Source organism: Cupriavidus sp. IK-TO18, assembly GCF_015549295.1.
Taxonomy (GTDB): Bacteria; Pseudomonadota; Gammaproteobacteria; order Burkholderiales; family Burkholderiaceae; genus Cupriavidus; species Cupriavidus oxalaticus_A.
In genome coordinates, this window is record NZ_JADGMP010000014.1 from 124,044 (window position 1) to 150,345 (window position 26,302).

Here is a 26,302-nt window from a genome sequence, read left to right on the forward strand (position 1 = left end):
GCCGCGTTTCGGCCGCCCGTGACGGCGTTTCAGGCTGGCCATCGCTTGCACCGAACGCGACTCTGGGCAATGATGCGATCCACACCGTCAACCGGCCCGACGCGCCCCCGTTTGCCATGCACCGCTTGATGCGCCGCTGGCTGTGCGTGCCTTTGTTCATTGCCGGCGCCAGTGCCTCTGCCCAGGACCTGGTCGAATGCAAGCGGATCGAGCATGACCAGCTGATTGCCGCCACCCAGGAAACGCTGCTGTTCCTGCGCTGCCGTGCGCGCCAGGTCGCCTACGAAGCGCCACGCCTCAAAGGCGTCTCGCAGCGCTTCAAGGATGACCTGATCTTCGCTTGCCTGGACCAGGCGGACGCGGTCGAGCACCAGTTGCGCGTACGCCATGGCTATTCGCGCGAAGCGCTGGCGCGCCAGCGCTGCAATCCGCTGGGCGGCACGCCCGGCTGAGCCGCGCGACCGCCATCAACACGCGCTCGCGTCGACGCGGCTCATACTTCGCGCGTCATGCCGGCCAGGTCGATCCACTCGCGGAACTGCTCCTCGGTCACATGTCCGGACGCGATCGCCGCTTCCCGCAGGGACAGGTTGCGCTGCACCGCCAGCTTGGCGATCTCGGCGGCCTTGTCGTAGCCGATATGCGGGTTGAGCGCCGTGACCGGCATCAGCGAGCGTTCCAGCAGCTCGGCAATGCGCTCGCGGTCGGCCTCGACGCCCTCGACCATATGCTCGGCAAAGCTCGACGCCGCCCCCGCCAGCAGGCTGACCGACTGCAGCAGGCTGTAGATGATCACCGGCTTGTACGCATTCAGCTCCAGCGTGCCCAGGCCGTTGGCCAGCGTCACCGTGGTGTGGTTGCCGATCACGCGGCAGCACACCATGGCCAGCGCCTCCGCCTGGGTCGGATTGACCTTGCCCGGCATGATCGACGAGCCCGGCTCGTTGGCCGGCAGGATCAGCTCGGCGAAGCCGGCGCGCGGCCCCGAGCCCAGCAGCATGAAATCGCGCGCGATCTTCAGGAATGACGAGGCGGTGGTGTTGAGCGCGCCCGACAGGTCGGCCAGCGCATCATGCGAGGCCTGCAGCGCGTAGCGGTTGGGCGCGGGCTCGAACGGCAGGCCGGTGTAATCGGCCAGCGCGCGCGCAAAGGCCACGGCAAAGCCGTGCGGCGCGTTCAGCCCGGTGCCGACCGCGGTGCCGCCCTGCGCCACCGGCATGGCGCGCAGCATGGACTGCTGCAGCCGCGATTGCGCATCGGCGACTTGCGTCATGTAGCCCGAGAACTCCTGGCCCAGCGTGAGCGGCACAGCGTCCTGCAGGTGCGTGCGGCCGACCTTGACGATATCGGCGAAGGCTTCCACCTTGCGCGCAAAGGTCTGCTGCAGCTGCTCCAGCGCCGGCAGCAGCTGTTGCTGGATCGCGCGCGTCGCGGCGATGTGCATCGCGGTCGGGAAGCTGTCGTTGCTCGACTGGCTGGCATTGACGTGGTCGTTCGGGTGCACCGGCTTCTTGCTGCCGACTTCTCCGCCGAGCAGCTGGATCGCGCGGTTGGCGATGACCTCGTTGAGGTTCATGTTGGTCTGCGTGCCCGATCCCGTCTGCCAGACCGACAGCGGAAACTCCTGCGGCCAGCGGCCTTCGATCACTTCCGTGGCCGCCTGCTCGATGGCCTGTGCCAGCTCGGGCGGCAGTACGCCCAGCTCACGGTTGGCGCGGGCCGCGCACAGCTTCAGGACGGCAAAGGCCTCGACCAGCGCCGGCGGCATCTTCTCGTCGCCGATGCGGAAGTTCTGGCGCGAGCGTTCTGTCTGCGCGCCCCAGAGGTGGTCGGCGGGCACCGGGACATCGCCCAGGCTGTCTTTCTCGATGCGGGTGTTGCTGGCGGAAGGGCTGGACATGGACAGACTCCTTTGCAAGGCAGGAGGCGGCGCTGCGGGCGCCGGCATTGCCGGATGGAAGGAACGTGGCAAGGAACGTGGGGAAGCGCGGGCGCCGGCAAGTCATGGCTGTCTGGAGCCAGGCCGCGCACCGCCCGTGCGAGCAGTCCGCCAGATTACGCCGCAGGCGCGCTGCGTGCGTTCAAGTCCATGCTGCCCGCCGGGATAACCAGCATGCGGCCGACGCGGCGGGCGGGGGCGCGGCTACGCCGTCATCTTGAGGCACTGCTCCATGCAAACCGCACAGGCCCGCGCGCACTCCTGGCAGTGCTCGGCGTCATGGCGCTCGCATTCCTCCTTGCACCACTTGCAGACTTCGGCGCAGTCCTCGCAGACCAGCGGCGCGAACTCGCTGTTGCGCAGCATGTAGGAGGCGGCCAGCTGCGCGATGCCGGCGACATCCATGTCCAGCGCGATGCAGCGCGCCATCCTGTGCACGTCCTGCTCTTCCAGGCAGGCCCCGGCGCATTTCAGCGCGGCGGCGGCACAGGCGTTGCACGCGGCGATGCAGTCGGCGTAGCGGGCGGCGTTTTCCTGCACGGTGGGTCGGATCATCGAGCGTCCTCCTTCGGGGGTAGGTGGATGGAACCGTGAATGCCGGCGCGTGGCCGGCGGGCGCAGGGCACCGCGCCGCCCTGGCGGCGGCAAGCCGGTCCCATGGCATGCCCGCGGTGATGCGGGCGCCCCAAAGGCGCCGTCACGGGGCATCGTTATTCACAATAGCAGGCGAAAGTCGATCCTGCGGGCCCGGTACTTGCAGCGCCGCGCTGGTTACAATGCCGCCTGCGCCAGGCGTTCCGGAGGATAGGGCGCGGGTATCGTGCCCGGCACCCGGCGTGGTCGTCGGGCACCACCGTCCCCCCAACCGCATCTAACAGGAAGCCGCAGACAACATGACGCATTGCCGGGCTCCGGCCGGGCACGCGACAGGCCGCCAGTCGGCTACCCAACAACACACCGCACCGCGTGGCCACAGTGGCCGCGCCGGGGCAAGCACACCGGCAGCACGGGAAGGAAGGACATCATGGGCGAGGCAAAGAAACGGGGCACCCCCGAAGAGCGTGCGGCACAGGCGCGCGCGAAGATTGAGGCCCTGCGTCCGGCGCAGCTGGTCTGCGGGCACTGCAAGACTGCGTTCAAGCAGTTCGACACCCTCAACGTGCCGGGCCTGCCCGGCATCGACGCCGTGTTCGGCGGGGAATGCCCCGGCTGCGGCAACGATGTGGTGGTGTTCAAGGGCGCGCCGGAAGCCGTGGCGCAGGCCATGATCGCCTGGGAAAAGATGCTGGGCGCCGACGCCCAGCTTGGCTACCAGTCCAGCGACGGGCGCCATGTCCCGTTCGAGCCGGAAGGCAGCGGTGCGGCAACTGCCAACACCGTGCCTGGCAAGCCTGGCGGCACGCTGCATTGACGGGCCGCCGGCCCGGCACGGGCCTGCCACGGCCCGGCTGGTGGCTGAGTTCGCCGGCCAGGTCCGGCGGACCGATTTCATAGCGCCCGCGCCCGGCACCCTTGGCGCGGTACAGCAGCACGTCCGCGAGCCGCGTCAGCCCGCGGTCCTGCACCGGCCCGCCGTGGTAGAGCGCCACATCGGGCCAGCACCTTACACCCCTTCGGGTCACGCGCACGGGACTGTGCCTTGTGCATCCGTCGCGGTATAGTGCCGCGTTATCGCAAGGCACGCAGCCGTTTGCCGGGCGCTGGCCAGCCTGACGGGTTCCGTGGCAGGCGCGCGTCGCTGGCGCCAGACCGTTCACGAAGACCATGAGACTGACTGCGCTTCCCCCTGCCTTGCTGTCGCTGCTGGTCGCGGCAGGCGGGGCGCTGCTGACCGCGGGGGCGTGGCGCCAGGTACAGCAATTCGAGCAGCGGCTGGCCCAGCAGCATTTCGATGCGCGGCTGAGCCAGGCCAGCAGTGCACTGCGCGAGCGCATGCTCGAGAACGAGCGGCTGCTGCGCGGCGTGGCGGGCCTGATGACGGCCAATCCGGCAACTTCGCGCGCGCAATGGCGCAACTATCTCTATACCGCCCAGCTCGATGAGCTGCCGCCCGGCACACAATCGATCGGCTACGCACCGCTGACGGCGCCGCGCCAGGTCCAACCCCTGATCGCGGCCGCGCGCGCCGATGGCCTGACCGATTACCGGATCCATCCCGCCGGCCCGCGCAGGCTCTACGCGCCCATCCTCTACGTGGAGCCGCTGGCCGGGCGCAACGCCCGCGCCGCCGGCTTTGACCTGCTGTCCGAGCCGTCCCGTCGTGCCGCGATGGAAGCGGCGCGCGACAGCGGCGAGCCCCGGCTGACGCGCGGGCTCGACCTGGTGCGCGAGGCCGAGGCGCAGGAGCGCCAGCGCGGCGCGCTGCTGTTCCTGCCGGTCTACGGTGGCGGCGTGGCCGCCAGCACGCTGGCGCAGCGGCGCGAGGCGGTGGTCGGCTATGTCTATGTGTCGCTGCGGCTGGGCGACCTGATGCGCGGGATCGGCGCGCCGGCACTGGCGGACCTGGAACTGTCGCTGCACGAGGGCACGCCTGCCATGCCCGGCCCGCAGCTGTCGGATACGGTTGGTACCGCGGATCGCGATGACGGCAATGCCCCATTGCTGCGCGGCGAGCGCCAGTTCCACTATGGTGGCGCCGCGTGGAGGCTGCGTGCGGCCACGCGTCCCGCGTTCGAGGCGGCATATGGCCCGCGCCAGGGGTATGCCGTGCTGGCCGCGGGCGCGCTCGCCACGCTGGCGCTGGCCGGCATGGCCTATGCGCTGGCACGGCAGCGCCGCACCGCGCGGCAACGCGAGGCGCAGGCTGTCCCCCCCTGGGAAGACGACAATGCCACGCTGCAGGCATGCATGGCGCAATCCGCCGACGGCTTTGTCCTCACCGACGCCAACGGCGTGGTCGTGCGTGCCAGCGAGCGCGCCGGCATGCTGTTCGGCATCGCGCCGCCCGATCTCGTCGGGCGTAGCCTCGATACGCTCGCCCCGGGCGCCACCGGTGTCGTGGAGGGTGCCGATGGCGCTGGCCTGGCCCGCGGCGCCGCGCAGCGAGAGCTGGCCGGCGTGCGTAGCGACGGCAGCCGTTTCCCGCTGCGCGCCAGTGCCGCGCACCTGCCCAGCGCCGAGGGCGGCGACAGCAGCGACAGCGGCGCCCACTGGCTGTGGGCAATCACCGACCTGGAGCCGCAGCAGCGCGCGCACCAGGCCGCCGCGCACCAGGCCGCGCGCTACGCCGGGCTGCTCGACCATGCCAGCTTCGGCGTCATCACCTTCGGCGACGACGGCGTGATCACCAGCGTCAATGCCGCAGGCACGCGCATGCTGTGGTACACCACCGCCGAGCTGGTCGGCCGCATGCCGGTCACCGGGCTGCATCTCGCCGACGAACTGGCGGCGCACGCGCGCGCGCTCAGCCAGGAGCTGGGCGAACCGGTGCCGGCCGGCATGCCCGCGCTGGTCGCCAAGGCGCGGCTCGGGCTGACCGACGAAGGCGAATGGACCTGGGTGCGCAAGGGCGGGTCGCGCCTGCCGGTGCAGGTATCCGTGTCGGCGCTGGCCGCGCAGCCGGACGGGCCGCCGGCAGGCTACCAGGCCATCGCCTACGACCTGACCGAACGCCGCCGTGTCGACGAATACATCCGCCACCTGGCGCTGCACGACCCGCTGACCGGCCTGCCCAACCGCGCCGAACTCAACGAGCGCGCACAGCCCATGCTGCTGCACGCGCGCCGCCACGGCGAACGCGTGGCGCTGCTGCTGCTGGACCTGGACCACTTCAAGCACATCAATGATTCACTCGGCCACCCGGTCGGCGACGACGTGCTGCGCACCATGGCCGACCGCCTCAAGGGCGCGGTGCGCCAGGGCGACCTGGTGGCGCGCATGGGCGGCGACGAATTCGGCGTGGTGCTGGGCGGCCTGCGCGACGACAGCGAGGCCGAGCTGATCGCCGCCAAGATCCAGGCGCGGGTCAATGAGGAACTGCTGGCCGGCGGGCAGCGCCTGCGCGTGACCCTGTCGATCGGCATGGCGATCTTCCCCGAAGACGGCGATTCGCTGACCGAGCTGATGAAGTCCGCCGACGCCGCCGTCTATGCCGCCAAGCAGGGTGGCCGCGCCCAGCTGTGCCGCTTTGCCGCGTCGATGGCGGAGGCCTCGCTGGCGCGCTTCACCATCGAAGGGCTGCTGCGCCGCGCGCTGGCCGGCAATGAATTCCGGCTGCGCTACCAGCCCATCGTCGATACCGCCACGAAAGAGATTACCGGCGTCGAGGCGCTGATCGCCTGGGAAACGCCCGAACGCGGCCCGATGCAGCCGTCCGAGTTCATCCCCATCGCCGAGCAAAGCGGGCTGGTCGCGCCGCTGGGCGAATGGACGCTGGCCACCGCCTGCCGCGAGATCCAGGCGCTGCGCGAGGCGTTGGGCCGCGACATCGAAGTGGCGGTCAATATCTCGCCGCTGCAGCTGCGCCAGGCCGGCTTCCCGGACACCGTGGCGCGCTGCCTGGAGCAGGCCGGCCTGCCGCCGCGGCAACTGGTGATCGAGGTCACCGAAGGCATCCTCGTCGACGGCGGCGAGACCACCATCGAGACCTTCCGTCGGCTGCGCGCGCTTGGCGTGGCGCTGTCGATCGACGATTTCGGCACCGGCTATTCCGGCCTGAACTACCTGACCCGGCTGCCGATCGACCGGCTCAAAATCGACAAGTCCTTCGTCGACGACGTGGCCACGCCCGGCCACGACCAGGCGGTGGCTGCGGCGATCATCGCGCTCGGGCACCAGTTGCACCTGAAGGTGGTTGCCGAAGGGGTGGAAACCGCGGCGCAGTTCGAGTTCCTGCGGTCGCAGGGCTGCGACGGCGTGCAGGGCTTCCTGTTCTGCCAGGCGGTGGCGCCGCACGCCTTGCGCCAGCTGCTGGAGACAGGCCTGGAAACGCCGCTGGCCGACCAGGCCGCCCCGCGGCAATAGGCCGGACACGCCGGACTGCGACCTCGCAGAAACGGGTACGCTCAGTGCGGTTGGGCGGCTTAGTGAATGCGCGGACCGGTCAGGCTTCGCGCGGCGTGTCGGGGGTGGGAAGCTCGGCGTGCAGGCGGCGGTACAGTTCGTCGATGCGCTGGCGGCTGGCCGCCAGTTCCTCGCGGCCGCGCTCGGTCAGCAGGTAGACGCGGCCGATGCCGTCGCGCAGCACGCTTTCGAGATAGCCCTCCATCTGCAGGGCGCGCAGCAGGGGACGCACGGTGCCGATGTCGACTTGGAAGCCGTACTCCAGCAGCATGTCGGCGAGCATGGCTACCGTGGCGGGGACTTCCAGGGCAAATTGCAGGACGTAGACGCGGGCAAGCAGGCCCAGGAACTGTCGTTTCATGAAATCTGGCAACGCGGCAGCCGTACCGGCGGTTGACGCGGGCGGCATGCTGGATGTTTGGGTTTGCGGACGTTGTGCCGCCAACAGCGGAAACGCTGCCGGTAGCCGGGTTTGCCGTGCAGCGTATGCCGGATAATTCACTTTAGACGGCGCAGGCAAAAAAGAAGCCGCCAGGTGCCCTGGCGGCTTGTCGGGAATGCGTCGGAGGGGTCAATTAACTCTGGCGCAGACCAGAGTTTAATTTAATTGAATACGGCTTGTCACCTGTCTGATTCGACACCCCTCCCATGGAGGGGTATGGGTGTAGGCGGTTCGAAGGGAACGCCCTGCAATTGTCTGCCATTGTGCCCAAAAAGGCAGCCTGATGTGAGGTAGATCCCTCAACTGCAGCGAAAAAGCGACTCACATGTGCCGCATTCATCGCATGCAACAAGATGCAGATGTCCGAATCCGGCTTGCGCCCGTGCCACCACCAGCGTCAAATCGCGACACCCTCATCTTGCCGTGGCGACGCAGCTCGCCGCCGCCTCCTCATGAAGCCCGCCGATCTCGCACGCCTGCTCACCTTGGCCGCCATTTGGGGCGCCAGTTTTCTGTTCATCCGCATTGGCGCGCCGGTGCTCGGCCCGATGCCGGCCGCTTTCGTGCGCGTGCTCGTTGCCGCCATCACGCTCGCCGTATGCCTGCCGTTGTTGGGACTGCGCTGGGACATGCGCGCCAAATGGCCGGCGGTGCTCACACTGGGCGTGATCAACTCCGGCATTCCGTTCGCCATGTACGCGGTGGCGGCGCTGTGGCTGCCCGCCGGCTATTCGGCGGTGTTCAATGCCATGACGCCGCTGATGGGCGTCGTGATCGGCGCGCTGGCCTTTTCCGAACGGCTGACGCGCGCCAAGGCGCTGGGCGTGATGCTGGGCGTGGCCGGCGTGGCGGTGCTGACGCGCACCGGCCCGGTCGCGTTCTCGACCGAGCTGCTGCTCGGCGCGCTGGCTTGCCTGGTGGCGACCGCCTGCTACGGCCTGTCCGGCTTCCTGGCGCGGCGCTGGATCACCCAGCGCGGCGGCCTGGACAGCCGCCTGGTCGCCGCCGGCAGCATGGTCGGCGCGACGCTGTTCCTGCTGCCGTTTTGCGCCGCTGCGCTGTGGCGCCACAACACCCTGCCCGAGGCCGGCGCCGGAGTGTGGTGGGCCATGGCGGGCCTTGGCGTGCTCTGCACGGCGCTGGCCTACATCCTCTATTACCGGCTGATTGCCGACCTTGGCCCGGTGCGCTCGCTGACCGTGACCTTCCTGATTCCGCCGTTCGGCATGGTCTGGGGCGCACTGTTCCTGGGCGAGGCGCTATCGTGGGCCCATGCCGCTGGCGGCGCGCTGATCGGCCTGGCGGTGTGGCTGGTGCTGCGGCCGGTGATGGCCGACGTGCCGGCGGCGGCGGCGGTGGGGATGCCGGCGAAACGCTGACCTGTCAGCAAGCCGCCCCTGGGCGCGCTGGCGCTCCCGCCGTCGTTCCCGCGGCGACGTTGTACTGCTCCCGCACCATCATCACGACGCGGCGCGCCTGGCGCCAATGACGGATGGCGTCGGCCTCGGTACGTTCGGGGAAATCGACCTCGGCGCTCCAGTTGCAGCCGGTGTGGTCGGGCCGGTGCACGCACACCGCCCGCAGTTGGCAGTCATGGCAGCCGGGTTCCTGCCTCAGGTACACGCTGAGCAGGCGTTCCAGTTCGGATAGCGGCTTGGTCAGGCGCTTCATGATGGCTCCGTCAGGGCGCGGCATCGCTATGTCTACGCGGACCTCGGGCGCGTTCAGGCTTGCGTGGGCAGCGCCGCGGACAGATGCGTTTCGTCCGCCGCGCCGGCACGGCACTCGGGGCAGACGCCGTACAGCACCAGCATGTGCTCGCGCAAAATAAAGGCGTTGTCGGCGGCCACCTGGCGCTGGCGTTGCTCGATGCTTTCGTCGCGGAATTCCTCCACGCGGCCGCAGGCAACGCAGATCAGGTGGTCATGGTGGCCGCCTTCGTTGAGTTCGAACACGGCGTGGTCGGACTCGAAGGTGTGCCGCAGCAGGATGTCGGCCTGCACCAGCTGGTTGAGCACCCGGTACACGGTAGACAGTCCCGCATCCTCGTCCTGGGTCAGCAGGATGCGGTAGACATCCTCCGCACTGAGATGGCGCCGTGCGCTGGTGCGGAACACTTCAAGGATCCGCATCCGCGGCGACGTAGCCTTCAGGCCCGCGCGCTTGAGGTGGATCGGGCTGGACTGTTCGGATGACATGGCGGATGACATTGGAATGCTGCTGTTGCCCCGCATCGGACAGGGCGGCACCGTGCCCGTCGCCGCGCACGGCGGCGTCGATGGCTTGGCGGGATATTCAGGCTGGAGCGCCAGGGCCGGCCGCGCGCAGCGCTGGCGTCCCTGGCGGCACGCCGTGCCTGCACGACGCGCTGAATAAAAAGGCGGCCTGGCTTGCCTGCGGAAGACGCGATCGGGAAAGCGGGGTCTGGTTGCTTTCCCGATCTTCCGAAGACTGGCTACTGCCAAACGCTCCGCGTGACGGAGCGGTCCCCACAAAAGTCGGTATCGGATGCCGCGTGGCATGGCACGTGGCGGCGTCCGGAAATTCTGTCCTGCCAGGGTTCGGGGCGGTGCCGCTTGCCGCGGCGGCCTCGGTGCTGGCCGGGCTGCCTGGGTGGTGAAGCACCGTGCGTCAGGCAGTGATCGAATAGTAAATGGGAATCGATCTCATTACAAGTGAAATTTTTGCCGATCTGATTTCTGATTGAATCGAGGCCCAGTCACACTGAACTGCGCGGGGCTTCTTCCATGACATGACGCTGGACGGAGCCATCACCTCGCCTGCCTGCCGTGACCCAATTCACCTAAAGTTGACTTTGCTTTGACGAGCGCGCAGCCAGCATCGCTCCCAGATCCACAGCGGGAGCGCACCGCTGCGCTTGGCTTGTGTAGCGGCCCCGGCACAAGGTAAGGAGAAGCGTGATGGCTCAGGTATTCGACGCGATCATCATCGGCACCGGACAAGCTGGCCCCGCGCTGGCCGCGCGGCTGTCCGGCGCAGGCAAGAAAGTGGCAGTCATCGAACGTGCGAACTTTGGCGGCACGTGCGTGAACACCGGTTGCATCCCGACCAAGACCCTGATCGCGAGCGCGTATGCGGCCCATCTTGCGCGGCGCGCGGGCGACTATGGCGTGACGATCGGTGGGCCGGTTGCCATCGACATGAGGCAGGTGAAGGCGCGCAAGGACGAAATCGCCGGGCGCTCCGCCAGTGGCGTGGAACAGTGGATGCGCGGCCTGGCCAACGGCACCGTCTATCAGGGGCACGCCCGCTTCGAAAGCGCGCACACCGTGCGCGTCAATGGCGAACTGCTGGAAGCTGAGCGGATCTTTATCAACGTCGGTGGCCGGGCCCTCGTTCCGCCGATGCCCGGGCTCGACGAAGTGGCGTACCTGACCAATGCGGGCATGATGAACGTTGACTACCTGCCCGAGCATCTGGTCGTCATTGGCGGCAGCTACATAGGCCTGGAGTTTGCCCAGATGTACCGACGCTTTGGCGCCAGGGTCACCGTGGTGGAAAAAGGCCCGCGCCTGATCCAGCGCGAGGACGAAGACGTGTCGGAGGCGGTGCGGGAGATCCTGGAGCGGGAGGGGGTCGAAATCCGCCTCGATGCCAACTGCCTGACTGCCCGCCGGGCGGGAGCAGGCATCTCCGTCGGGCTCGATTGCGCGTCTGGTTCGCGCGACGTCAATGGCTCGCACCTGCTCCTGGCAGTGGGGAGGGTACCCAACACGGCAGACCTGGGACTCGACAAGGCAGGGGTCGAAACCGACGAGCGGGGCTATATCAAGGTGGATGAACAGTTGCGCACCAGCGTCCCCGGCATCTGGGCGCTGGGTGACTGCAACGGCCGCGGGGCCTTCACGCATACGTCGTATCACGACCACGAGATCGTCGCCGCCAACTTGCTCGACAACGATCCTCGCACGGTTGCGGACCGCATCACGGCCTATGCCTTGTTCACCGATCCCCCGCTCGGGCGCGCCGGCATGACTGAAACGCAGGCCCGCCAGTCCGGGCGCAACGTTCTTGTCGGCAGGCGCCCCATGAGCCGCGTCGGGCGCGCCGTGGAAAAGGGCGAAAGCCAGGGTTTCATGAAGGTGGTGGTCGACGCCGACAGCCGCTTGATCCTGGGCGCGGCAATCCTGGGTCTGAACGGCGACGAGGTGATTCACTCCCTGCTCGACGTGATGTATGCCGGGGCGCCCTATACCACCATCAGCCGCGCCATGCACATCCATCCCACGGTATCCGAGCTGGTGCCGACAATGCTGCAGGAGCTGGCATGAGTGGATGGAAATGGCGACAGCCGAAGGTGAGGCGTAGGCCTGCGGCATCAGAGTCCCTTGTTGAACGAGTCCGACTCGCCGGCGCGGGCGCCGTCGGTGTACGGGTCGTAAGCACCGATGCGCGCACCGTCCGTGAACGGATCGGGCTTGCGAGCGGGCGACGCGGACACACCTGTCCGGTCCATGCCGGCCACAACGACTTCTCCTGCGTGGGCGTAGCCGCCCGACAGCGCGGCAGCAACGGTCAGGGTCGTCGACGCAACAACAAGAATACGGGCGAAATGGGAAATCATGATCAGCTCCTGAATCTTGGTAGGAAGAACCTCGTTTGCGGCTTCGCTGGATTGGTGCGTCGCCGTTGGGTTCAATGTAGGAGCCAGCTACTCAACACAGTAGAGCGATGAGTAGCGATTCAATGACAACCGATGGTTGGTAATGGTGGGATTCAGGCCGTGGGCCACGGCCGCTTGCAGCGTTCCGGGCAGGCATGGCAACACTCAAAATGGGGTTGGCTTGCCGCCGGATGCCAATGTGTTCGCTCATCGACACGGGTGCTGCTTTGCAGCAGCTTGGCTTGGTGTAGCGCTCGGCACGATCTCCTGGCAGCCTCAGGTCCTTGCCATGGTGACGCCCATGCGCTTTCGCGGCTATGGCATCCACGTATTGAACGTGAGCGTATCGACGCAGCCAGGCGCCGGGGCCGTGGAAGCCGCCGAGGCCGCGCTGGCCGGGCCACTGATGGAGCTGGCGGCGGCGATCCAGTTGCGGATGCTGCGGCTGGAGAACGAGGGATCCGGCTAATCCGCGCCGGGCGTGGTCCTGGCAAACATGGACATGTGCCGCGTGATATGGCTTAGCAGTTCGAGCGCAGCCGCCGGCAATGGCCGGCCGGCCTTCACCATCAGCCTTGCCTGGGTGCCCATGAACAGCGGGTGATCGATCGGCACGACGGCGAGCGTGCCTGCCGCGATCTCGCGATAGGCGGCAAATTCACCGATCAGCGTCATGAAATTGTTGTAGCCGACGAACTGCTTCAGGGCCGTCAGCGAATTGCTGACCAGCGTCGCCCGGATCGAGATGTTCTCGGCAAACTCCACCATGCTCAGTGCATGACCCACGCCGAAAGATGCCGGCATGATCGCGAGCGGGTAGGCCTGCAGATCCTGGAGGCTGGCCGCGCCGCCGCGCACGGCAAGCGGATGGTCGGGGCGGACCAGCAGGACCACCGGCTGCGCCGCACTCGCGCGGTACTCGACGCGCGGATGGGGCGGCGGATTGTACGCCAGCCCGATATGTGCGCGGCTTTCGGCGACTTCCTGCAGCACGCCGTCCACCGCCAGGATGTCCATGTGGATATCGAGCTTCGGATACCGGGCGCAGAACTGCGCAAGGACTTCGTTGACCAGGAGGTCCACATAGCCTTCGCTCAGCACCAGCCGGACCTCGCCTTGCTGCAAGCCCTTCAGTGAATGCAACTGGTCTTCGAGCTTCTCCTGGTGCGAGCGATAGCCACGCCAGAACTCGAGCAGGTGCGCAGCCGCCGCAGTCGGCTTGAGGCCACGCGGCTCGCGCTCGAACAGCGTCGCGCCGAGTTCTTCCTCGAGCAGCCTGATCTGCCGGGTGATCACGGACGGCGAGGTATTGAGGCTTTCCGCGGCCCCCCGGATGGTGCCGTGAGCCACGACTTCCCGGAAGTATCGCAACCGCTGCTGGTTGATCTCTCGCATGTCGAAACGCTCCGCTTCGCTTTCTGACCGCGCTGACGATACCTGAAGCCGGAGGCCCTTGCGCGGCACTTGCTGCACTCGGCGGAAAATCCGTTGCTCAAAAGGGAACGAACCGTGGACTTAGTTGCTCTTTGCCTGCCCCTCTCCGGCTGCCAGACTTCAGGCCAGAAAAACATGCAGACGACACGCAACCACAGGAGACAGGCAGCATGCTGGCAATTCCCACCTCGAGCGCCGCCGACGGCGCTTCCGACGCTTCCTCGCTGTACAGCAAGATCAACTGGCGCTTGCTGCCTTTCCTGCTGGTCTGTTACCTGTTCGCCTATCTGGACCGGGTCAATGTCGGCTTCGCCAAGCTGCAGATGCAAAGTGACCTGGGCTTCTCCGATGCCGCGTACGGCGTGGGCGCGGGGATTTTCTTTATCGGCTACGTGCTGTTCGAGTTGCCCAGCAACCTGATGCTGCCGCGGGTCGGCGCGCGCAAGACGTTCAGCCGCATCCTGGTGCTGTGGGGCATTACCTCCGCCTGCATGCTGTTCGTGCGCAACGTGCCGACGTTCTACGCCATGCGCTTCCTGCTCGGCGTGTTCGAGGCGGGATTCGCCCCGGGCATGATCTATTACCTATCGTGCTGGTACGGTCCGCAACGCATGGCCCGCGCCATCGCGATCGTCTTCCTGGCGGGCCCGATCGGCGGGATCGTCGGGGGTCCGGTGTCGGCGTGGCTGATGACCGCGCTCGCCGGCCAGGCCGGTCTCGCGGGCTGGCAGTGGATGTTCCTGGTCGAGGGCCTGCCCTGCATCCTGCTCGGTGTGATGGCTTTGCGGCTGGTGCCGGATCGGCCCGCCCAGGCCAGCTGGCTGAGCGAACAGGAACGGCGCCTGCTTGAAGCCGAGCTGAGTCCCGCGGCGGCGCACAAGCATTCCTTCAAGGCCGTGGCGAAGGACGCGCGGGTCTACGTGCTGGCCCTGGCATACTTCTGCATCATCGCAACCATCTACGCCATCAGCTTCTGGCTTCCGAGCCTCATCAAGGCACAGGGCGTGAACGATACGGTGCAGCTTGGCTGGTACTCGGCCATCCCCTACCTGGCTGCCGCCTTTGGCATGGTCTTCATGGGCCGCAGGTCTGACCGGGTCGGGGAGCGGCGCTTTCACTGCGCGGTGCCTGCGTTGGGCGCGGCGGTGCTGCTGGCGGCCTCGTTTGCAACGGATGGAAACCTGTTCGTGACGCTGGCATTGCTGACGCTCGCCACGATGGGGCTGTGGATGGCCTACACGGTGTTCTGGGCCATGCCCGCCGAATACATCAAGGGTCCGGCGGCGGCGGGCGGCATCGCGCTGATCAATACCATTGGCTTGTCGGGCGGTTTCTGGGGTCCTGCCGTCATCGGCTGGACCAAGGGCGCGACCGGCAGCCTAAGTTATGGGGTGCTGCTGATGGCTTCGCTGCCGTTGCTCGCCGCCGTGATCGTCCTTGCCAACAAGCTGCCGGCCAAGCGCTGAACCTGCGCCAGGCGGCATGAATCAAGTATCGTGTCCGGACGCACCGGAGATCAAAAGGAGTAGCAATGCGCTTGCATCTTTCAACCTGGGCTGAAATCGAGCAATACCTGGCGCGCAGCCGTACCATCGTGGTTCCGATCGGCTCGAACGAGCAGCACGGACCGACCGGGCTGCTCGGCACCGACTGGCTGTGCCCGGAAATCATCGCCAATGAAGCGGAGAAGGGGGCCGATGTCCTGGTGGCACCGACGTTCAATATCGGTATGGCGCAGCATCACCTCGCCTTTCCGGGGACCATTTCCCTGCGCCCCTCGACCTTTATCGCCGCGATCGGTGACTGGGTCCGCTCGCTGGCCGGGCATGGCTTCGAGAAGATCCTGTTCCTTAACGGCCACGGGGGCAATGTGGCATCAATTGAAGCCGCGTTCTCCGAGCTCTACGCCGAGGCGAGCTTCGCCAGGCGCCGCGCGGGCTTCGCGCTAAAGCTGTGCAACTGGTGGGACCTGGAAGGCGTCGGCGAGCTGGCGCGCAATCAGTTCCCGGCTGGCCACGGCTCGCACGCCACGCCTTCCGAGATTGCGATCACTCAGTGGGCTTTTCCGGACGCCATCAAGATTGCCGACTATGCGCCGAAGATCGCACCGTCGGGCCCGATCCGCGAAGCGCTGGACTTCCGCGCGCGCTATCCGGATGGCCGTATCGGCTCCGATCCGGGACTGGCGACGCCGGAAAAGGGTGCCGAGCTGGTCAGGCTGGCCGCGCAAAGCCTGGTGCGCGAACTGGAAGCGTTCGGCCGCGAGTCCATGCCCGCCTGATTCACACGCTGCGCGCCGCGGTGGGGAACGTTGCAGAAGGCCCGCTGGGCCTCCGCCTACGGCGGCTATCTTGCGCCAAGAAGCGCCGCGCACCTTCAGGCTGTCGATGACGGTCGGCTTCCGAGCGCTGTGGCGCCCTCCGCGCTCTCCGTGCCCCCAGGGCCTTCGGCGACGGCGCCCTGCAGCAGGTCCAGCAGCGCCTGCGGCGCATACGGCTTGCGCAGCACCGCGGCGTCGCCCAGCACCTGGTGCTGGGCCGGCGTCAGCGCCAGCGGATAGCCCGTGGCAAACACGATACGCAGCCGCGGCTGGCGCTGGCGCGCGGCCAGTGCCAGGTCCACGCCCGAGCCACTGGTGCCGCCGTGCAGCGCGACATCGGTCAGCAGCAGGTCGAAGGTGCCGGCGGCAAGCAGTGCCAGCGCCTCGATGTCGTTCTGCGCCTCGGTCACCTCGGCGCCGCAGGCGCGCAGCAGTTCCGCCGTGCTGGCGCGCACCTGCGCGTCGTCGTCGACGCACAGCACGCGCGTGCCCGAATCACTCGGCGCGCGGCCGGCGGCAGCCACAGCCGCTGCCCCCGCGGCACGCTGTTCCCGGTTGGCCAGCACATGGCGGACCCTGCGCGCCAGCGCTTCATGTGTATAGGGCTTGCTGAGCAGTTCGACGCCGGGATCCAGCCTGCCGCCGTGCACGATGATGCTGTCGGTATAGCCCGAGGTGAACAGCACCCCGATGCCCGGCAGCCGCTCGCGCACCTTGTCGGCCAGTTCGGTGCTGCGCAAGGGCCCCGGCATCACCACATCGCTGAACAGCAGGTCGATGTGAACGCCCCGCTCGACGATGGCCAGCGCACCCTGCGCATCGCGCGCGCGCAGCACGTGGTAGCCCAGGCTGGCAAGCATCTCGACCACGGTGGCGCGTACGTCCTCGTCGTCCTCGACCACCAGCACGGTTTCGCCGCCGCCGCGCGCGCGGTCCGTATCGGGTTCGGCATCGGGATCCTCGGCCATGTGCACGCGCGGCAGGTAGAGCTTCACCGTGGTGCCGCGGCCGGGCTTGCTTACGATCTTCACATGGCCATCCGATTGGCGGATAAAGCCATACACCATGCTCAGGCCGAGGCCCGTGCCCTGGCCTTCGGGCTTGGTGGTGAAGAACGGCTCGAACACATGTTCCTGCACCTCGGGCGTCATGCCGGTGCCGGTGTCGGTGACCGCCAGCAGCACATACTGCGCCGCCGGCCGCGGCGCGCGCCCGTGCGGCGGCTCTTCCAGCGCCTCGTCGAGCCACGTGTTGCGCGCCTCGATGGTCAGGCGGCCCTGGCCGTGCATGGCGTCGCGCGCGTTGATCGCCAGGTTCAGCAGCGCGTTCTCGACCTGAAACGGGTCGACTAGCGTATTCCACAGGCCGTCGGCCACCACGGTTTCGATCTCGATGCCGTCGCCCAGCGCGCGCCGCAGCATGTCGTCCAGCGTGCGCGCCAGCCGGCCCAGGTTGACCACGCGCGGGGCCAGCGGCTGGCGCCGCCCGAATGCCAGCAGCTGCGACGACAGCTTGGCGCCGCGGGCCACGCCGGCCAGCGCATTGCGCAGCCGCGGCGCGGCGTCGGTATTGCCGGACAGGTCGCGCGCCAGCAGCTGCAGGTTGCCGCCGATCACCTGCAGCAGGTTGTTGAAGTCATGGGCGACGCCGCCGGTCAGCTTGCCGATGGCTTCCATCTTCTGCGCCGTGCGCAGGGCCTGGTCGGCATGGCGCAGCGCCGCCTGGACTTCGCGGTCGCCGGTCACGTCGCGGCCGACGCCGTGGAGATGGCCGTTGGCCGGATCCACCGTCAGGGTCCAGGCCAGCCAGCGCAACGCGCCGTCCGCGCGCGGCTGGCGGCATTCGAAACGCACCGGCGTGCCGTCGTGGCGCAGCGCCGCCAGCTGCGCGGTCACCAGCACCAGGTCGTCCGGATAGATGAACGACAGGTAAGGCCGGCCCAGCGCCTCGTGCGGGGCATGGCCAAGCGTGCGTGTCCAGGCCGGGCTGATGCGCTGCAGGGTGCCGTCGAAGCCGGCCACGATCAGCAGGTCTTCGCTCAGTTCCCACAGCCGGTCGTGGTCAGTCACGGCCTGCGCGATGCGCCGCTCGAGCGAGGCATTGAGGTCCTGCAGGCGGCGCTCGGTGGCGCGCCGCAGCTCTGACAGGCGCAGGTTGCTGGCCACGCGGGCCAGCAGTTCGCGGGCCGAGAAGGGCTTGATCAGGTAATCGTCGGCGCCCGATCCCAGGCCGCTCACGCGCGCTTCCTCGCCGGCGCGCGCCGACAGCAGCAGCACCGGCGTGTCGCGCAGCGCCGGATCCGCGCGCACGGCCTGCACCAGGCCGAAGCCGTCGAGCCTGGGCATCATCACGTCCGACACGATCAGCGCGGGCAACTGGCGGCGCGCCAACTCGAGCGCGGCCTCGCCGTCGGGTGCCACCTCGACGCGGTGGCCGGCGGCATTCAGCAGCCGGCGCATGTAGTCGCGCAGGTCGTCGTTGTCGTCAACCACCAGCACGGTGGCGGGGGCAGCCGCTTCGCCGCCGGGCGCAGGCGCATGTTGCGGGCTGTACTGCGCGTCCTCTGCGGCCATGGCCAGCGCCGGTGCCTCGGCATGCGGCCAGCGCAGCGTCGCGTCCACGTAGGCGCGGGCCTGCGCACTGCTGGCCGCGAGCGCTGGCACCGTGTCCGCCGGCACGTCCCCGGCGGCCGCCACCGGCATCGTGACCGTGAAGCAGGTGCCCTGGCCCTGCATGCTGTCGACTTCGACGGTGCCGCCATGCAGGCGCACCAGTTCCCGCACCAGCGCCAGGCCGATGCCGCTGCCTTCGATCGAGCGGCCCTGCGCGCCTTCGACGCGATGGAAGCGCTCGAAGATGCGCGGCAGCTCGCCGGCCGGGATGCCGATGCCGGTGTCGCGCACGCGCAGCACCGCATTGTCCCCATGGGCCACGATGCTGACGGTGATGCTGCCGGCAAACGTGAACTTGAACGCATTGGAGACCAGGTTCAGCACGATGGTCTCCCACATGTCGCGGTCCACCGCCACCGGCTGCGGCAGCGGTTCGCATTCGACGCGCAGCGACATGCCGGCGCTCTCGACACAGGCACGGAACAGCGAGGCGAGGTCGGCGGTGAAGGCGGCGAGGTCGGTGGGGTGGCGCCGCATGCGGATGCGGCCGGCCTCGATGCGCGAGAAGTCGAGCAGCGCGTTGACCAGCTTGAGCAGGCGCATGCCGCTGCGGTGGGTCATCTCCAGCAGCGAGCGTTGTTCGTCGCCGGCGCTGTCGTCGCCAGTGCCGGCGCGCCGCAGCAGCTCTTCGAGCGGTCCCAGCATCAGCGTCAGCGGCGTGCGGAACTCATGGCTGATGTTGGAGAAGAAGGTGGTCTTGGCGCGGTCGATCTCGGCCAGCGCCTCGGCACGCTTGCGCGCTTCCTCGTAGGCCTGCGCCGAATGCATGGCCGCGCCGATCTGGCCCGCCACCAGGTTCAGGAAGCTGCGGTAGCGCTCGCCGAACAACCGGTACGGGTTCAGCCCCACTACCAGCACGCCGCGATGCGAGGCGCTGCCCGACGGCGCCACCGGGATCACCGCGGCCGCATCCGTGGGCACACCCCACGCGCCGGCGGGCAGCGGCGCGGCAAAGCGCGTTGCCAGCTGCTCGATCAGCGCCGGCTGTTGCTGCTGCAGGACCTCGGCCACCGGCCACGGCGCCATGCCTTCGAGCGAGATCGCGGGCGGTGCGGCGGGGTGAGCAGGATCGATGCCGCTGGCGACCACGCGCTGCAGGTCGGTGGCGCCGGGTTCGGCGATGTAGAGCAGCGCGAAGACGATGTCGCGCGGGTCCGATGCCAGCGCGCCCATGGTGCGCTCGCACGCCTGGCGCCACGAGCGCGCGTCGGTGGCCGCCGCGGCCACGTCACGCAACACATTCAGTTGCCGCTCGGCCAGCACGCGCTCGGTATCGTCGCTGTTGGCGCAGATGATGCCGCCGGTGCCGCCGTGGTCGTTCGGCACGGGGCTGTACGAAAAGGTGTAGTAGGTCTCTTCCGGATACCCGTTGCGCTCCATGATCAGGAGCTTCTGCTCGACGAAGGTGCCCTCGGCACCGGTCATCGCGGTGTCGAGCAGCGGGCCGATTTCCGGCCAGATTTCACGCCAGACCACTGCGGTCGGCTGGCCCAGCGCGTCGGGGTGCTTGCCGCCGATGATGGACTTGTAGGCGTCGTTGTAGAAGAAATGCAGCGCCTCGCCCCAACCGATCCAGATCGGCTGGCGCGGTCAGCATGATGCGGATGGCCGTCTTCAGGCTGTGCGGCCACGCCTGCGGCGGCCCCAGCGGCGTGGCGGCCCAGTCGTGCGCGCGGATCAGCGCGCCCATCTCGCCGCCCCCGGCCAGGAAGCCAGGCATGTCTGGGCAGGCGGGCGCTTGCGGCCCGATGCCGTCGGGTCTGCTCATGGTGGTCTCCCGAGCCGCGCCTGCGCTGCGCGCGCGTCCCGCAAGACTTTGCCTAGCCTGGTGGCGCAATGCAAGCTGCGCCGGCGCCTACAGCGGCGGGTTCACCCAGTACGGGTCCCGCCCGTAGTACTCGTGCAGCGACTTGCCCCACTGCGGATCGGCCATGGCCGGCCAGCTGTCCTTGTTGAAGCCGGGGGCGGACTTGATCCGGTCCGCCGTCACGGCGATCCGGAAGCACTTTTCGTCGGTGTCCATCACCAGGGCGTTCCACGGGATGGCGTGCAGCGTATCGCCAATGCCGAGGAAGCCGCCGGCCTTCAGCACCGCGTAGGCGATGCGGCCGTGCGGCACGTCCAGCATGATCTCGGAGATCGTGCCGACGTGTTCGCCGTCGGACGAGTACGCCTTGGTGCCGTCCAGGCTGGATGCCGCCATGACTTCCGGACCGGGGCCTTCGCCCACGCCCGAACCGATGATGGCCGCGCCTTGACTGCTGGGAGATTGGGTTTGCATGTTGGGCTCCTTGTGCCAATGAACTCAGGAACATGGAGCGTGCGCAATGACCATGCCTGCACCGCGGGCGGCGCCGCAGCGGGCCACGCAAGGCTGTTTTGCCGCGTCGGGCGCGCGGCAACGTAATTCTTTCGCGCCGGGTTTGCAAAAATGCGCGCCGGGACGGCCGCGTTCAGAACAGGTGGCGCATCCCCAGCATGACGTCCACGCGCGTGCTGCCGTCCACGCCGGCGGCCGGGGTGCCGGCCCGGTATTCGGTCTGCCGGCCGACGACAGGCGCTGGTTTTCCTGGTCGATGCGGGCACCCAGGAAAGGTGCCGTGTCTGGCGCTGCACTGGCGAATCGCGTCAGCCTTCTGCAGGGGCGGCCGGCATGTCGCGCGACAGGCCCAGGATCCAGCCGCGGAAGGCCGCCAGTGCCTCCGATTCCGGCCGGCCCTCGGGGTAGGCGAAATAGTAGCCCTGGTCCTGGTCGTGGTCCTGGTCCTGGTCCTGGTCCTGGTCCAGCATGCCGGCCAGCGGCATCACCAGCTGCCCGGTCTGCAGCTCGCGCTCGATCAGCAGCCGCGGCGCCAGGCCGATGCCGAGCCCCGCGGCGGCGGCGGCCGTCATCATCGTGAACAGCTCATAGCGCGGCCCGCGCGAGGCGGCCAGGCTGAAGTCCCAGCCCTGCGCCGCGTACCAGTCGCGCCAGGCGTTGGCGCGCGTGCTCAGGTGCAGGTGGCGGCAGCGTGCCAGGCTGGCGGCATCGGTGACGGCATGGTCGGCAAGGAAGGCCGGGCTGCACACCGGCACCATGCCGCCTTCGCGGAAGATCACGCCGCCGCGCGTGCCGGGCCAGAACTGGTCGCCGAAATAGATCGCCGCGTCGTAAGCGCACTCCTGGAACGAAAACGGCTGCGAGCGCGCCGACAGGTTGACGGTGACGTTGGGATGGCGCCGCGCAAAGTCGGGCAGCCGCGGGATCAGCCACTGCGTGGCGAAGGTGGGCACCACCGCCAGCTCCAGCGTGAAGCCCATGGCGCGGCCGGTGCTGATTTCCAGCGTGTCGCGCTGCAGGTGGTCCAGGTGCCGGCGGATGCGCGCGGCGTATTCGCGCCCGGTCTCGGTCAGTTCCAGGCGCCGCCGCACGCGCGTGAACAGCGCCACGCCCAGGCGTTGCTCGAGCTGCGCCACCTGCCGCCCCACCGCGCTGTGCGTCAGCGCCAGCTCGGCTGCGGCGCGGGTAAAGCTGCCCAGCCGTGCCGAGGCTTCGAAGGCCTGCAGCGCGCCCAGGTTGGGGATGTCGTTTCTCATGGGACGGCGAGGAAGGGAGTGCGACAGTATAAACAGCGGCGAGGCACCGGAGGTCGTGCGCCGCGCGCACAACGTTGTGCGCAATGCGCGCTTGTGCCCGGGCGGCGCGGGCCACTATCCTGCCCCGCGGATCGTTGCCATATTGCCCGCCGGGGTGAAAGCCGGTCCAGCCCACTTCCAAGCGCCCATGTCATCCAATATCTCCACGCTCCTCACCGCCAACGTCGGTGCCACCCGCGCCGCGCAACTGATGTCGCTGGTCACGCTGCCGGCCAGCCTGCCCCAGGACCCGCAAGGTGCTACCCGGGCCGAGATCGCCCAGGCGCTGAACATGGTGCTGTTCGGCGGCATCCTGGAACGCGTGCCGACCGGCCGCGCCTACACCGATGACGTCGCCGCCGCAGGCGGCAAGGTCACCTTCGACCACGGCGCGCTGCGCACGGTCAAGTGGCGCGACAACGGCGCGCTGCCCGAAGGCGAGGCCGCCTTTACCCGCATCCTGCGGCCGTTGGGCTACGTGCTCAACGGCACCTATCCGCTTGACCGCATCGGCATGACCGGGCGCTCGTACGCCCACGCCGATGCATCCGAGGACATTGCCCAGTTCTTCGTCAGCGAATTCCATCCGGAGCGCTTCAGCGAAGACTTCCGCGCCGCAGTCAGCCGCGTGACCGGCAGCTCCGCCGATCCGCTGACGCCGCGCGCGCAGACGCTGCTGTGGCAACTGGAGCGCGACGGCGCGCTGGCAGTGGCCGACGGCGCTGAACTGGTCGGCTTGCTGGTGCCTTGCTTCGAGCGCCAGCACGCTGCACCACGGCTGGCCGACTACGAAGCGCTGCTGCGCGAATCGGCCGAAATGGCGTGGATCGCCACCGAAGGCAATGCCTTCAACCACGCCACGGACCGCGTCGACGACGTGTTTGCGCTGGCCGAGCAGCAGAAGCAGCTGGGCCGGCCGATGAAGGACAAGGTGGAAGTGTCGGGCAGCGGGCGCGTCAGGCAGACGGCGTTCCGTGCCGATACCGTGCGCCGCACGTTCGTCGGTGCACAGGGCGAGGCCGTGGAGCGCGAGGTGCCGGGATCGTTCTACGAGTTCATCACGCGCGAGCGCTTTGCCGAGGCCGAAGCTGCGCCGCAGCGTTATGACCTCGGCTTTGATGCGGGCAATGCGCAGGGGATTTTCAGGATGACCGCGGCGGCGTGCTGAGCGCGAGTTGGGGATAGCCGTCGACTCCGCAGGTTGCGTGCTCCCTCTCCCGCTTGCGGGAGAGGGAGCGAACCATCGCTAGCCGAGCTTCTTCGCCGAAATCACCGCTTCGGCAACGTTGGCCGGCGCCTCGGCATAGTGCTTGAACTCCATGGTGAACGTCGCGCGACCCTGCGTCAGCGAGCGCAGCGTGGTCGAGTAGCCGAACATCGTCGCCAGCGGCACTTCGGCGCGCACGATCTTGCCGCCGCCACCGGCGATGTCTTCCATGCCGTGCACCATGCCGCGGCGTGACGAGAGGTCGCCCATCACGTTGCCGGTGAATTCCTCCGGCGTTTCCACCTCGACCGCCATCATCGGCTCCAGCAGCGCCGGGCGGGCCCGCCGCATGCCTTCCTTGAACGCCATCGAGCCCGCCATGCGGAAGGCATTCTCGTTCGAGTCCACATCGTGGTACGAGCCGAACACCAGCGTGGCCTTGATGTCTACTACCGGGTAGCCCGCCAGCACGCCCGACTGCAGGGTCTCGCGGATACCCTTGTCCACCGCCGGGATAAATTCGCGCGGCACCACGCCGCCCTTGATCGCATCGACGAATTCGTACCCGGCGCCGTGCGGCATCGGCTCGAGGTTCAGCACCACGTGGCCGTACTGGCCGCGGCCGCCGGACTGCTTGATGAACTTGCCCTCCACGTCCTTGACCGGCTGGCGGATGGTCTCGCGGTAGGCCACCTGCGGCTTGCCCACCGACGCTTCCACGTTGAATTCGCGGCGCATGCGCTCGACCAGGATTTCCAGGTGCAGCTCGCCCATGCCCGAGATGATGGTCTGGCCGGATTCCTCGTCGGTGTTCACGCGGAACGACGGGTCCTCCTGCGCCAGGCGGTTCAGCGCAATGCCCATCTTTTCCTGGTCGGCCTTGGTCCTGGGCTCCACCGCCTGCGAGATCACGGGTTCGGGGAAGCTCATGCGCTCCAGGATGATGACCTTGTCCGGGTCGCACAGCGTATCGCCGGTGGTCGCCTCCTTCAGCCCGACCGCCGCGGCGATGTCGCCGGCGCGCACTTCCTTGATCTCCTGGCGCACGTTGGCATGCATCTGCAGGATGCGGCCGAGCCGCTCGCGCTTGGACTTGAGCGGGTTGTAGACGGTGTCGCCGGAATTGACCACGCCCGAATACACGCGGAAAAAGATCAACTGGCCGACGAAGGGATCGGTCATGATCTTGAACGCCAGCGCCGAGAACGGCTCGTCATCGCTCGGATGGCGCTCGGCCTGGCGGTCGTCCTCGGTGTGGCCGAGGATGGCGGGCACGTCGGCGGGCGAAGGCAGGTAGTCGATCACCGCGTCGAGCATGCTCTGCACGCCCTTGTTCTTGAAGGCACTGCCGCACAGCATCGGCACGATCTCGTTGGCGATGGTGCGCTTGCGCAGGCCACGCTTGATCTGCTCTTCGGTCAGCGCCTCACCCGACAGGTAGCGCTCGAGCAGGGCCTCGTCGGCCTCGGCGGCGGCTTCTACCATTTTGTCGCGCCAGGCCTGCGCGGTCTGCAGCAGCTCGGCCGGGATCTCCTGGTACTCGAAGCGCACGCCCTGGCTGGCATCGTCCCAGACGATGGCCTTCATCTTGACCAGGTCGATCACGCCCAGGAAATGGTCTTCGGCGCCGAGCGGGATCTGGATCGGCACGGCGCGCCCCTTGAGGCGGTCGGCGATCTGCGCATGCACGCGGAAGAAGTCCGCGCCGACGCGGTCCATCTTGTTGACAAAGGCGATGCGGGGCACAGCGTACTTGTTGGCCTGGCGCCAGACCGTCTCGGATTGCGGCTGTACGCCGCCGACCGCGTCGTAGACCATGCAGGCGCCGTCGAGCACGCGCATCGAGCGCTCGACTTCAATGGTGAAGTCGACGTGTCCCGGCGTATCGATGATGTTGATACGGTGTTCGGGGTAATTGCCGGCCATGCCTTTCCAGAAGGCGGTGGTGGCAGCCGACGTGATGGTGATGCCGCGCTCCTGCTCCTGTTCCATCCAGTCCATGGTGGCAGCGCCATCGTGCACTTCGCCCAGCTTGTGGTTGACGCCCGTGTAGAACAGGATGCGTTCGGTCGTCGTGGTCTTGCCTGCGTCGATATGCGCGCTGATGCCGATGTTGCGGTAGCGCTCGATGGGGGTCTTGCGGGACACAGTGTTCTCCTGGGTAACACCTCCGGAATAGAGTAGCACCACTGGACCTTTGCCGTTGTCCCTGCAGCACGCAGGGGAACGCGCGCGAGCGGCGCATGGCCCTGCATAACCCGGTGCTCGGCGTCTGAGGCGAGCCTAGGGGCGAGCTGCATTACCTTGCGGAATCCTCCCATCCTGCGCGCCGCCTTGCCTCCCTATACTGGCCCTGCATCACGCCGGCCGATGCCCCGACATACCCATTCACGCGAACCGACGCATGACCACCATCCTGATCGTTGACGACCACCCGGCGATGCGGCTGATTCTCAAGACCCATCTGCTGCAGCTGCTCGGCGTCGATGAAGTGCTCGAGGCCGACAACGGGCAAAGCGCGCTCGAGCTGGTGCGCGCGCGCATGCCCGACCTCGTGCTGCTCGATCTCGACATTCCGCGTTCCAGCGGCCTTGACGTGGCGCCGCGCCTGCGGGCGATCCATCCGCAGGTGCGCCTGCTGGTGGTGACGGCGCTCGACCCGGCGGTGTTCGTCAGCCGCGCGTGGCAGGCTGGCGCGCAGGGGTTTGTCAGCAAGACGCAGGACCTGAAGGAAATCCTGCGCGCGGTCGAGTCGGTGCTGGCCGGCTATACCGTGTTCCCCGCGATGGGGCGGGACGGCGGCTCGCGCCACGCGGTTTCCGCCGACGACGAGATGCTGCGCCGGCTTTCCGACAAGGAACTGGTGGTGCTGCAGATGCTGGCGCGCGGCATGTCGTACAAGGCCATCAGCGCCAGCCTGTTCATCAGCAACAAGACCGTCAGCAGCTACAAGGCGCGCATCATGGCCAAGCTGCAGGTGTCGTCGCTGGTGGAACTGGTCGACTTCGCGCGCCGCTGCCACCTCGCCTTGTAGGCGCCAGTCGTCAG

Annotated in this window: 20 protein-coding genes and 1 pseudogene; 10 read left to right on the top strand and 11 right to left on the bottom strand. The window is 68.1% G+C overall.

Annotated features, from left to right (window positions below; genetic code table 11):
* The first annotated feature begins 116 nt into the window (after positions 1–116).
* Positions 117–452: a hypothetical protein gene (locus tag IPF36_RS12370; RefSeq protein ID WP_133097089.1), complete on the top strand. Its 336-nt coding sequence runs from the start codon at positions 117–119 to the stop codon at positions 450–452.
* Between the two features lie 41 nt (positions 453–493).
* Here IPF36_RS12370 and fumC read toward each other — a convergent pair whose 3' ends face one another.
* Together fumC and IPF36_RS12380 are read right to left on the bottom strand one after the other, a co-directional pair.
* Positions 494–1,900, bottom strand: a complete 1,407-nt coding sequence (gene fumC / locus IPF36_RS12375; protein WP_195428058.1) for a class II fumarate hydratase — start codon at positions 1,898–1,900, stop codon at positions 494–496.
* 243 nt (positions 1,901–2,143) lie between these two features.
* Positions 2,144–2,494, bottom strand: coding sequence for a four-helix bundle copper-binding protein (locus IPF36_RS12380; protein WP_133097087.1), 351 nt, complete (start codon positions 2,492–2,494; stop codon positions 2,144–2,146).
* 469 nt (positions 2,495–2,963) lie between these two features.
* Here IPF36_RS12380 and IPF36_RS12385 point away from each other — a divergent pair, with 469 nt between their 5' ends.
* Together IPF36_RS12385 and IPF36_RS12390 are read left to right on the top strand one after the other, a co-directional pair.
* Positions 2,964–3,350, top strand: coding sequence for a hypothetical protein (locus tag IPF36_RS12385; RefSeq protein ID WP_133097086.1), 387 nt, complete (start codon positions 2,964–2,966; stop codon positions 3,348–3,350).
* Between the two features lie 353 nt (positions 3,351–3,703).
* Entirely contained in the window at positions 3,704–6,901 is a 3,198-nt protein-coding gene (locus IPF36_RS12390; protein WP_195428059.1) for an EAL domain-containing protein, read from the top strand.
* Between the two features lie 79 nt (positions 6,902–6,980).
* On the opposite strand, the gene IPF36_RS12395 is transcribed toward IPF36_RS12390, so the two are convergent.
* Complete coding sequence (locus IPF36_RS12395) at positions 6,981–7,301, bottom strand: PadR family transcriptional regulator (protein WP_133097084.1); 321 nt, start codon at positions 7,299–7,301, stop codon at positions 6,981–6,983.
* Between the two features lie 533 nt (positions 7,302–7,834).
* On the opposite strand from IPF36_RS12395, the gene IPF36_RS12400 reads away from it, so the two are divergent.
* A complete protein-coding gene (locus tag IPF36_RS12400; RefSeq protein WP_135703419.1) occupies positions 7,835–8,761 on the top strand; it encodes a DMT family transporter in 927 nt (308 codons plus the stop codon).
* A 4-nt stretch (positions 8,762–8,765) separates the two neighbouring features.
* Here the strand turns inward: IPF36_RS12400 and IPF36_RS12405 are convergent, their stop codons facing one another.
* On the bottom strand, positions 8,766–9,053 hold the full coding sequence (locus IPF36_RS12405; protein ID WP_133097082.1) for a hypothetical protein: 288 nt from the start codon (positions 9,051–9,053) through the stop codon (positions 8,766–8,768).
* Between the two features lie 53 nt (positions 9,054–9,106).
* A complete protein-coding gene (gene fur / locus IPF36_RS12410) occupies positions 9,107–9,580 on the bottom strand; it encodes a ferric iron uptake transcriptional regulator (protein WP_240745754.1) in 474 nt (157 codons plus the stop codon).
* Between the two features lie 723 nt (positions 9,581–10,303).
* On the opposite strand from fur, the gene IPF36_RS12415 reads away from it, so the two are divergent.
* Positions 10,304–11,674, top strand: a complete 1,371-nt coding sequence (locus tag IPF36_RS12415; RefSeq protein WP_195428061.1) for an FAD-containing oxidoreductase — start codon at positions 10,304–10,306, stop codon at positions 11,672–11,674.
* 47 nt (positions 11,675–11,721) lie between these two features.
* Here the strand turns inward: IPF36_RS12415 and IPF36_RS12420 are convergent, their stop codons facing one another.
* Complete coding sequence (locus IPF36_RS12420) at positions 11,722–11,967, bottom strand: hypothetical protein (RefSeq protein ID WP_195428062.1); 246 nt, start codon at positions 11,965–11,967, stop codon at positions 11,722–11,724.
* A gap of 328 nt (positions 11,968–12,295) precedes the next feature.
* Here IPF36_RS12420 and IPF36_RS12425 point away from each other — a divergent pair, with 328 nt between their 5' ends.
* Entirely contained in the window at positions 12,296–12,475 is a 180-nt protein-coding gene (locus IPF36_RS12425) for a hypothetical protein (RefSeq protein WP_240745755.1), read from the top strand.
* Here the strand turns inward: IPF36_RS12425 and IPF36_RS12430 are convergent.
* Complete coding sequence (locus tag IPF36_RS12430; RefSeq protein WP_133097080.1) at positions 12,472–13,401, bottom strand: LysR family transcriptional regulator; 930 nt, start codon at positions 13,399–13,401, stop codon at positions 12,472–12,474. The genes IPF36_RS12425 and IPF36_RS12430 overlap by 4 nt on opposite strands.
* Before the next feature lie 209 nt (positions 13,402–13,610).
* Between IPF36_RS12430 and IPF36_RS12435 the strand changes: the two genes are divergently transcribed.
* Together IPF36_RS12435 and IPF36_RS12440 are read left to right on the top strand one after the other, a co-directional pair.
* Positions 13,611–14,906, top strand: coding sequence for an MFS transporter (locus IPF36_RS12435; protein WP_133097079.1), 1,296 nt, complete (start codon positions 13,611–13,613; stop codon positions 14,904–14,906).
* A gap of 65 nt (positions 14,907–14,971) precedes the next feature.
* Positions 14,972–15,721, top strand: a complete 750-nt coding sequence (locus IPF36_RS12440) for a creatininase family protein (RefSeq protein ID WP_135703422.1) — start codon at positions 14,972–14,974, stop codon at positions 15,719–15,721.
* 95 nt (positions 15,722–15,816) lie between these two features.
* On the opposite strand, the pseudogene IPF36_RS12445 reads toward IPF36_RS12440, so the two are convergent.
* The 3 genes and pseudogenes from IPF36_RS12445 to IPF36_RS12455 all read right to left on the bottom strand — a co-directional run bounded on the left by IPF36_RS12445 (position 15,817) and on the right by IPF36_RS12455 (position 22,008).
* Positions 15,817–20,122: pseudogene (locus IPF36_RS12445) on the bottom strand (response regulator).
* Between the two features lie 165 nt (positions 20,123–20,287).
* Entirely contained in the window at positions 20,288–20,713 is a 426-nt protein-coding gene (locus tag IPF36_RS12450) for a PRC-barrel domain-containing protein (protein ID WP_133097076.1), read from the bottom strand.
* A 347-nt stretch (positions 20,714–21,060) separates the two neighbouring features.
* Complete coding sequence (locus tag IPF36_RS12455; protein WP_195428063.1) at positions 21,061–22,008, bottom strand: LysR substrate-binding domain-containing protein; 948 nt, start codon at positions 22,006–22,008, stop codon at positions 21,061–21,063.
* A 187-nt stretch (positions 22,009–22,195) separates the two neighbouring features.
* Here IPF36_RS12455 and IPF36_RS12460 point away from each other — a divergent pair, with 187 nt between their 5' ends.
* On the top strand, positions 22,196–23,215 hold the full coding sequence (locus IPF36_RS12460) for a DUF1338 domain-containing protein (protein ID WP_135703425.1): 1,020 nt from the start codon (positions 22,196–22,198) through the stop codon (positions 23,213–23,215).
* Positions 23,216–23,293: 78 nt separating this feature from the next.
* On the opposite strand, the gene fusA is transcribed toward IPF36_RS12460, so the two are convergent.
* Positions 23,294–25,402 (bottom strand): elongation factor G, encoded by a 2,109-nt coding sequence (fusA, locus tag IPF36_RS12465; protein WP_135703426.1) that lies wholly within the window; start codon positions 25,400–25,402, stop codon positions 23,294–23,296.
* Positions 25,403–25,658: 256 nt separating this feature from the next.
* Here fusA and IPF36_RS12470 point away from each other — a divergent pair, with 256 nt between their 5' ends.
* On the top strand, positions 25,659–26,288 hold the full coding sequence (locus IPF36_RS12470) for a response regulator transcription factor (RefSeq protein WP_133097072.1): 630 nt from the start codon (positions 25,659–25,661) through the stop codon (positions 26,286–26,288).
* The last annotated feature ends 14 nt before the right edge of the window (positions 26,289–26,302 follow it).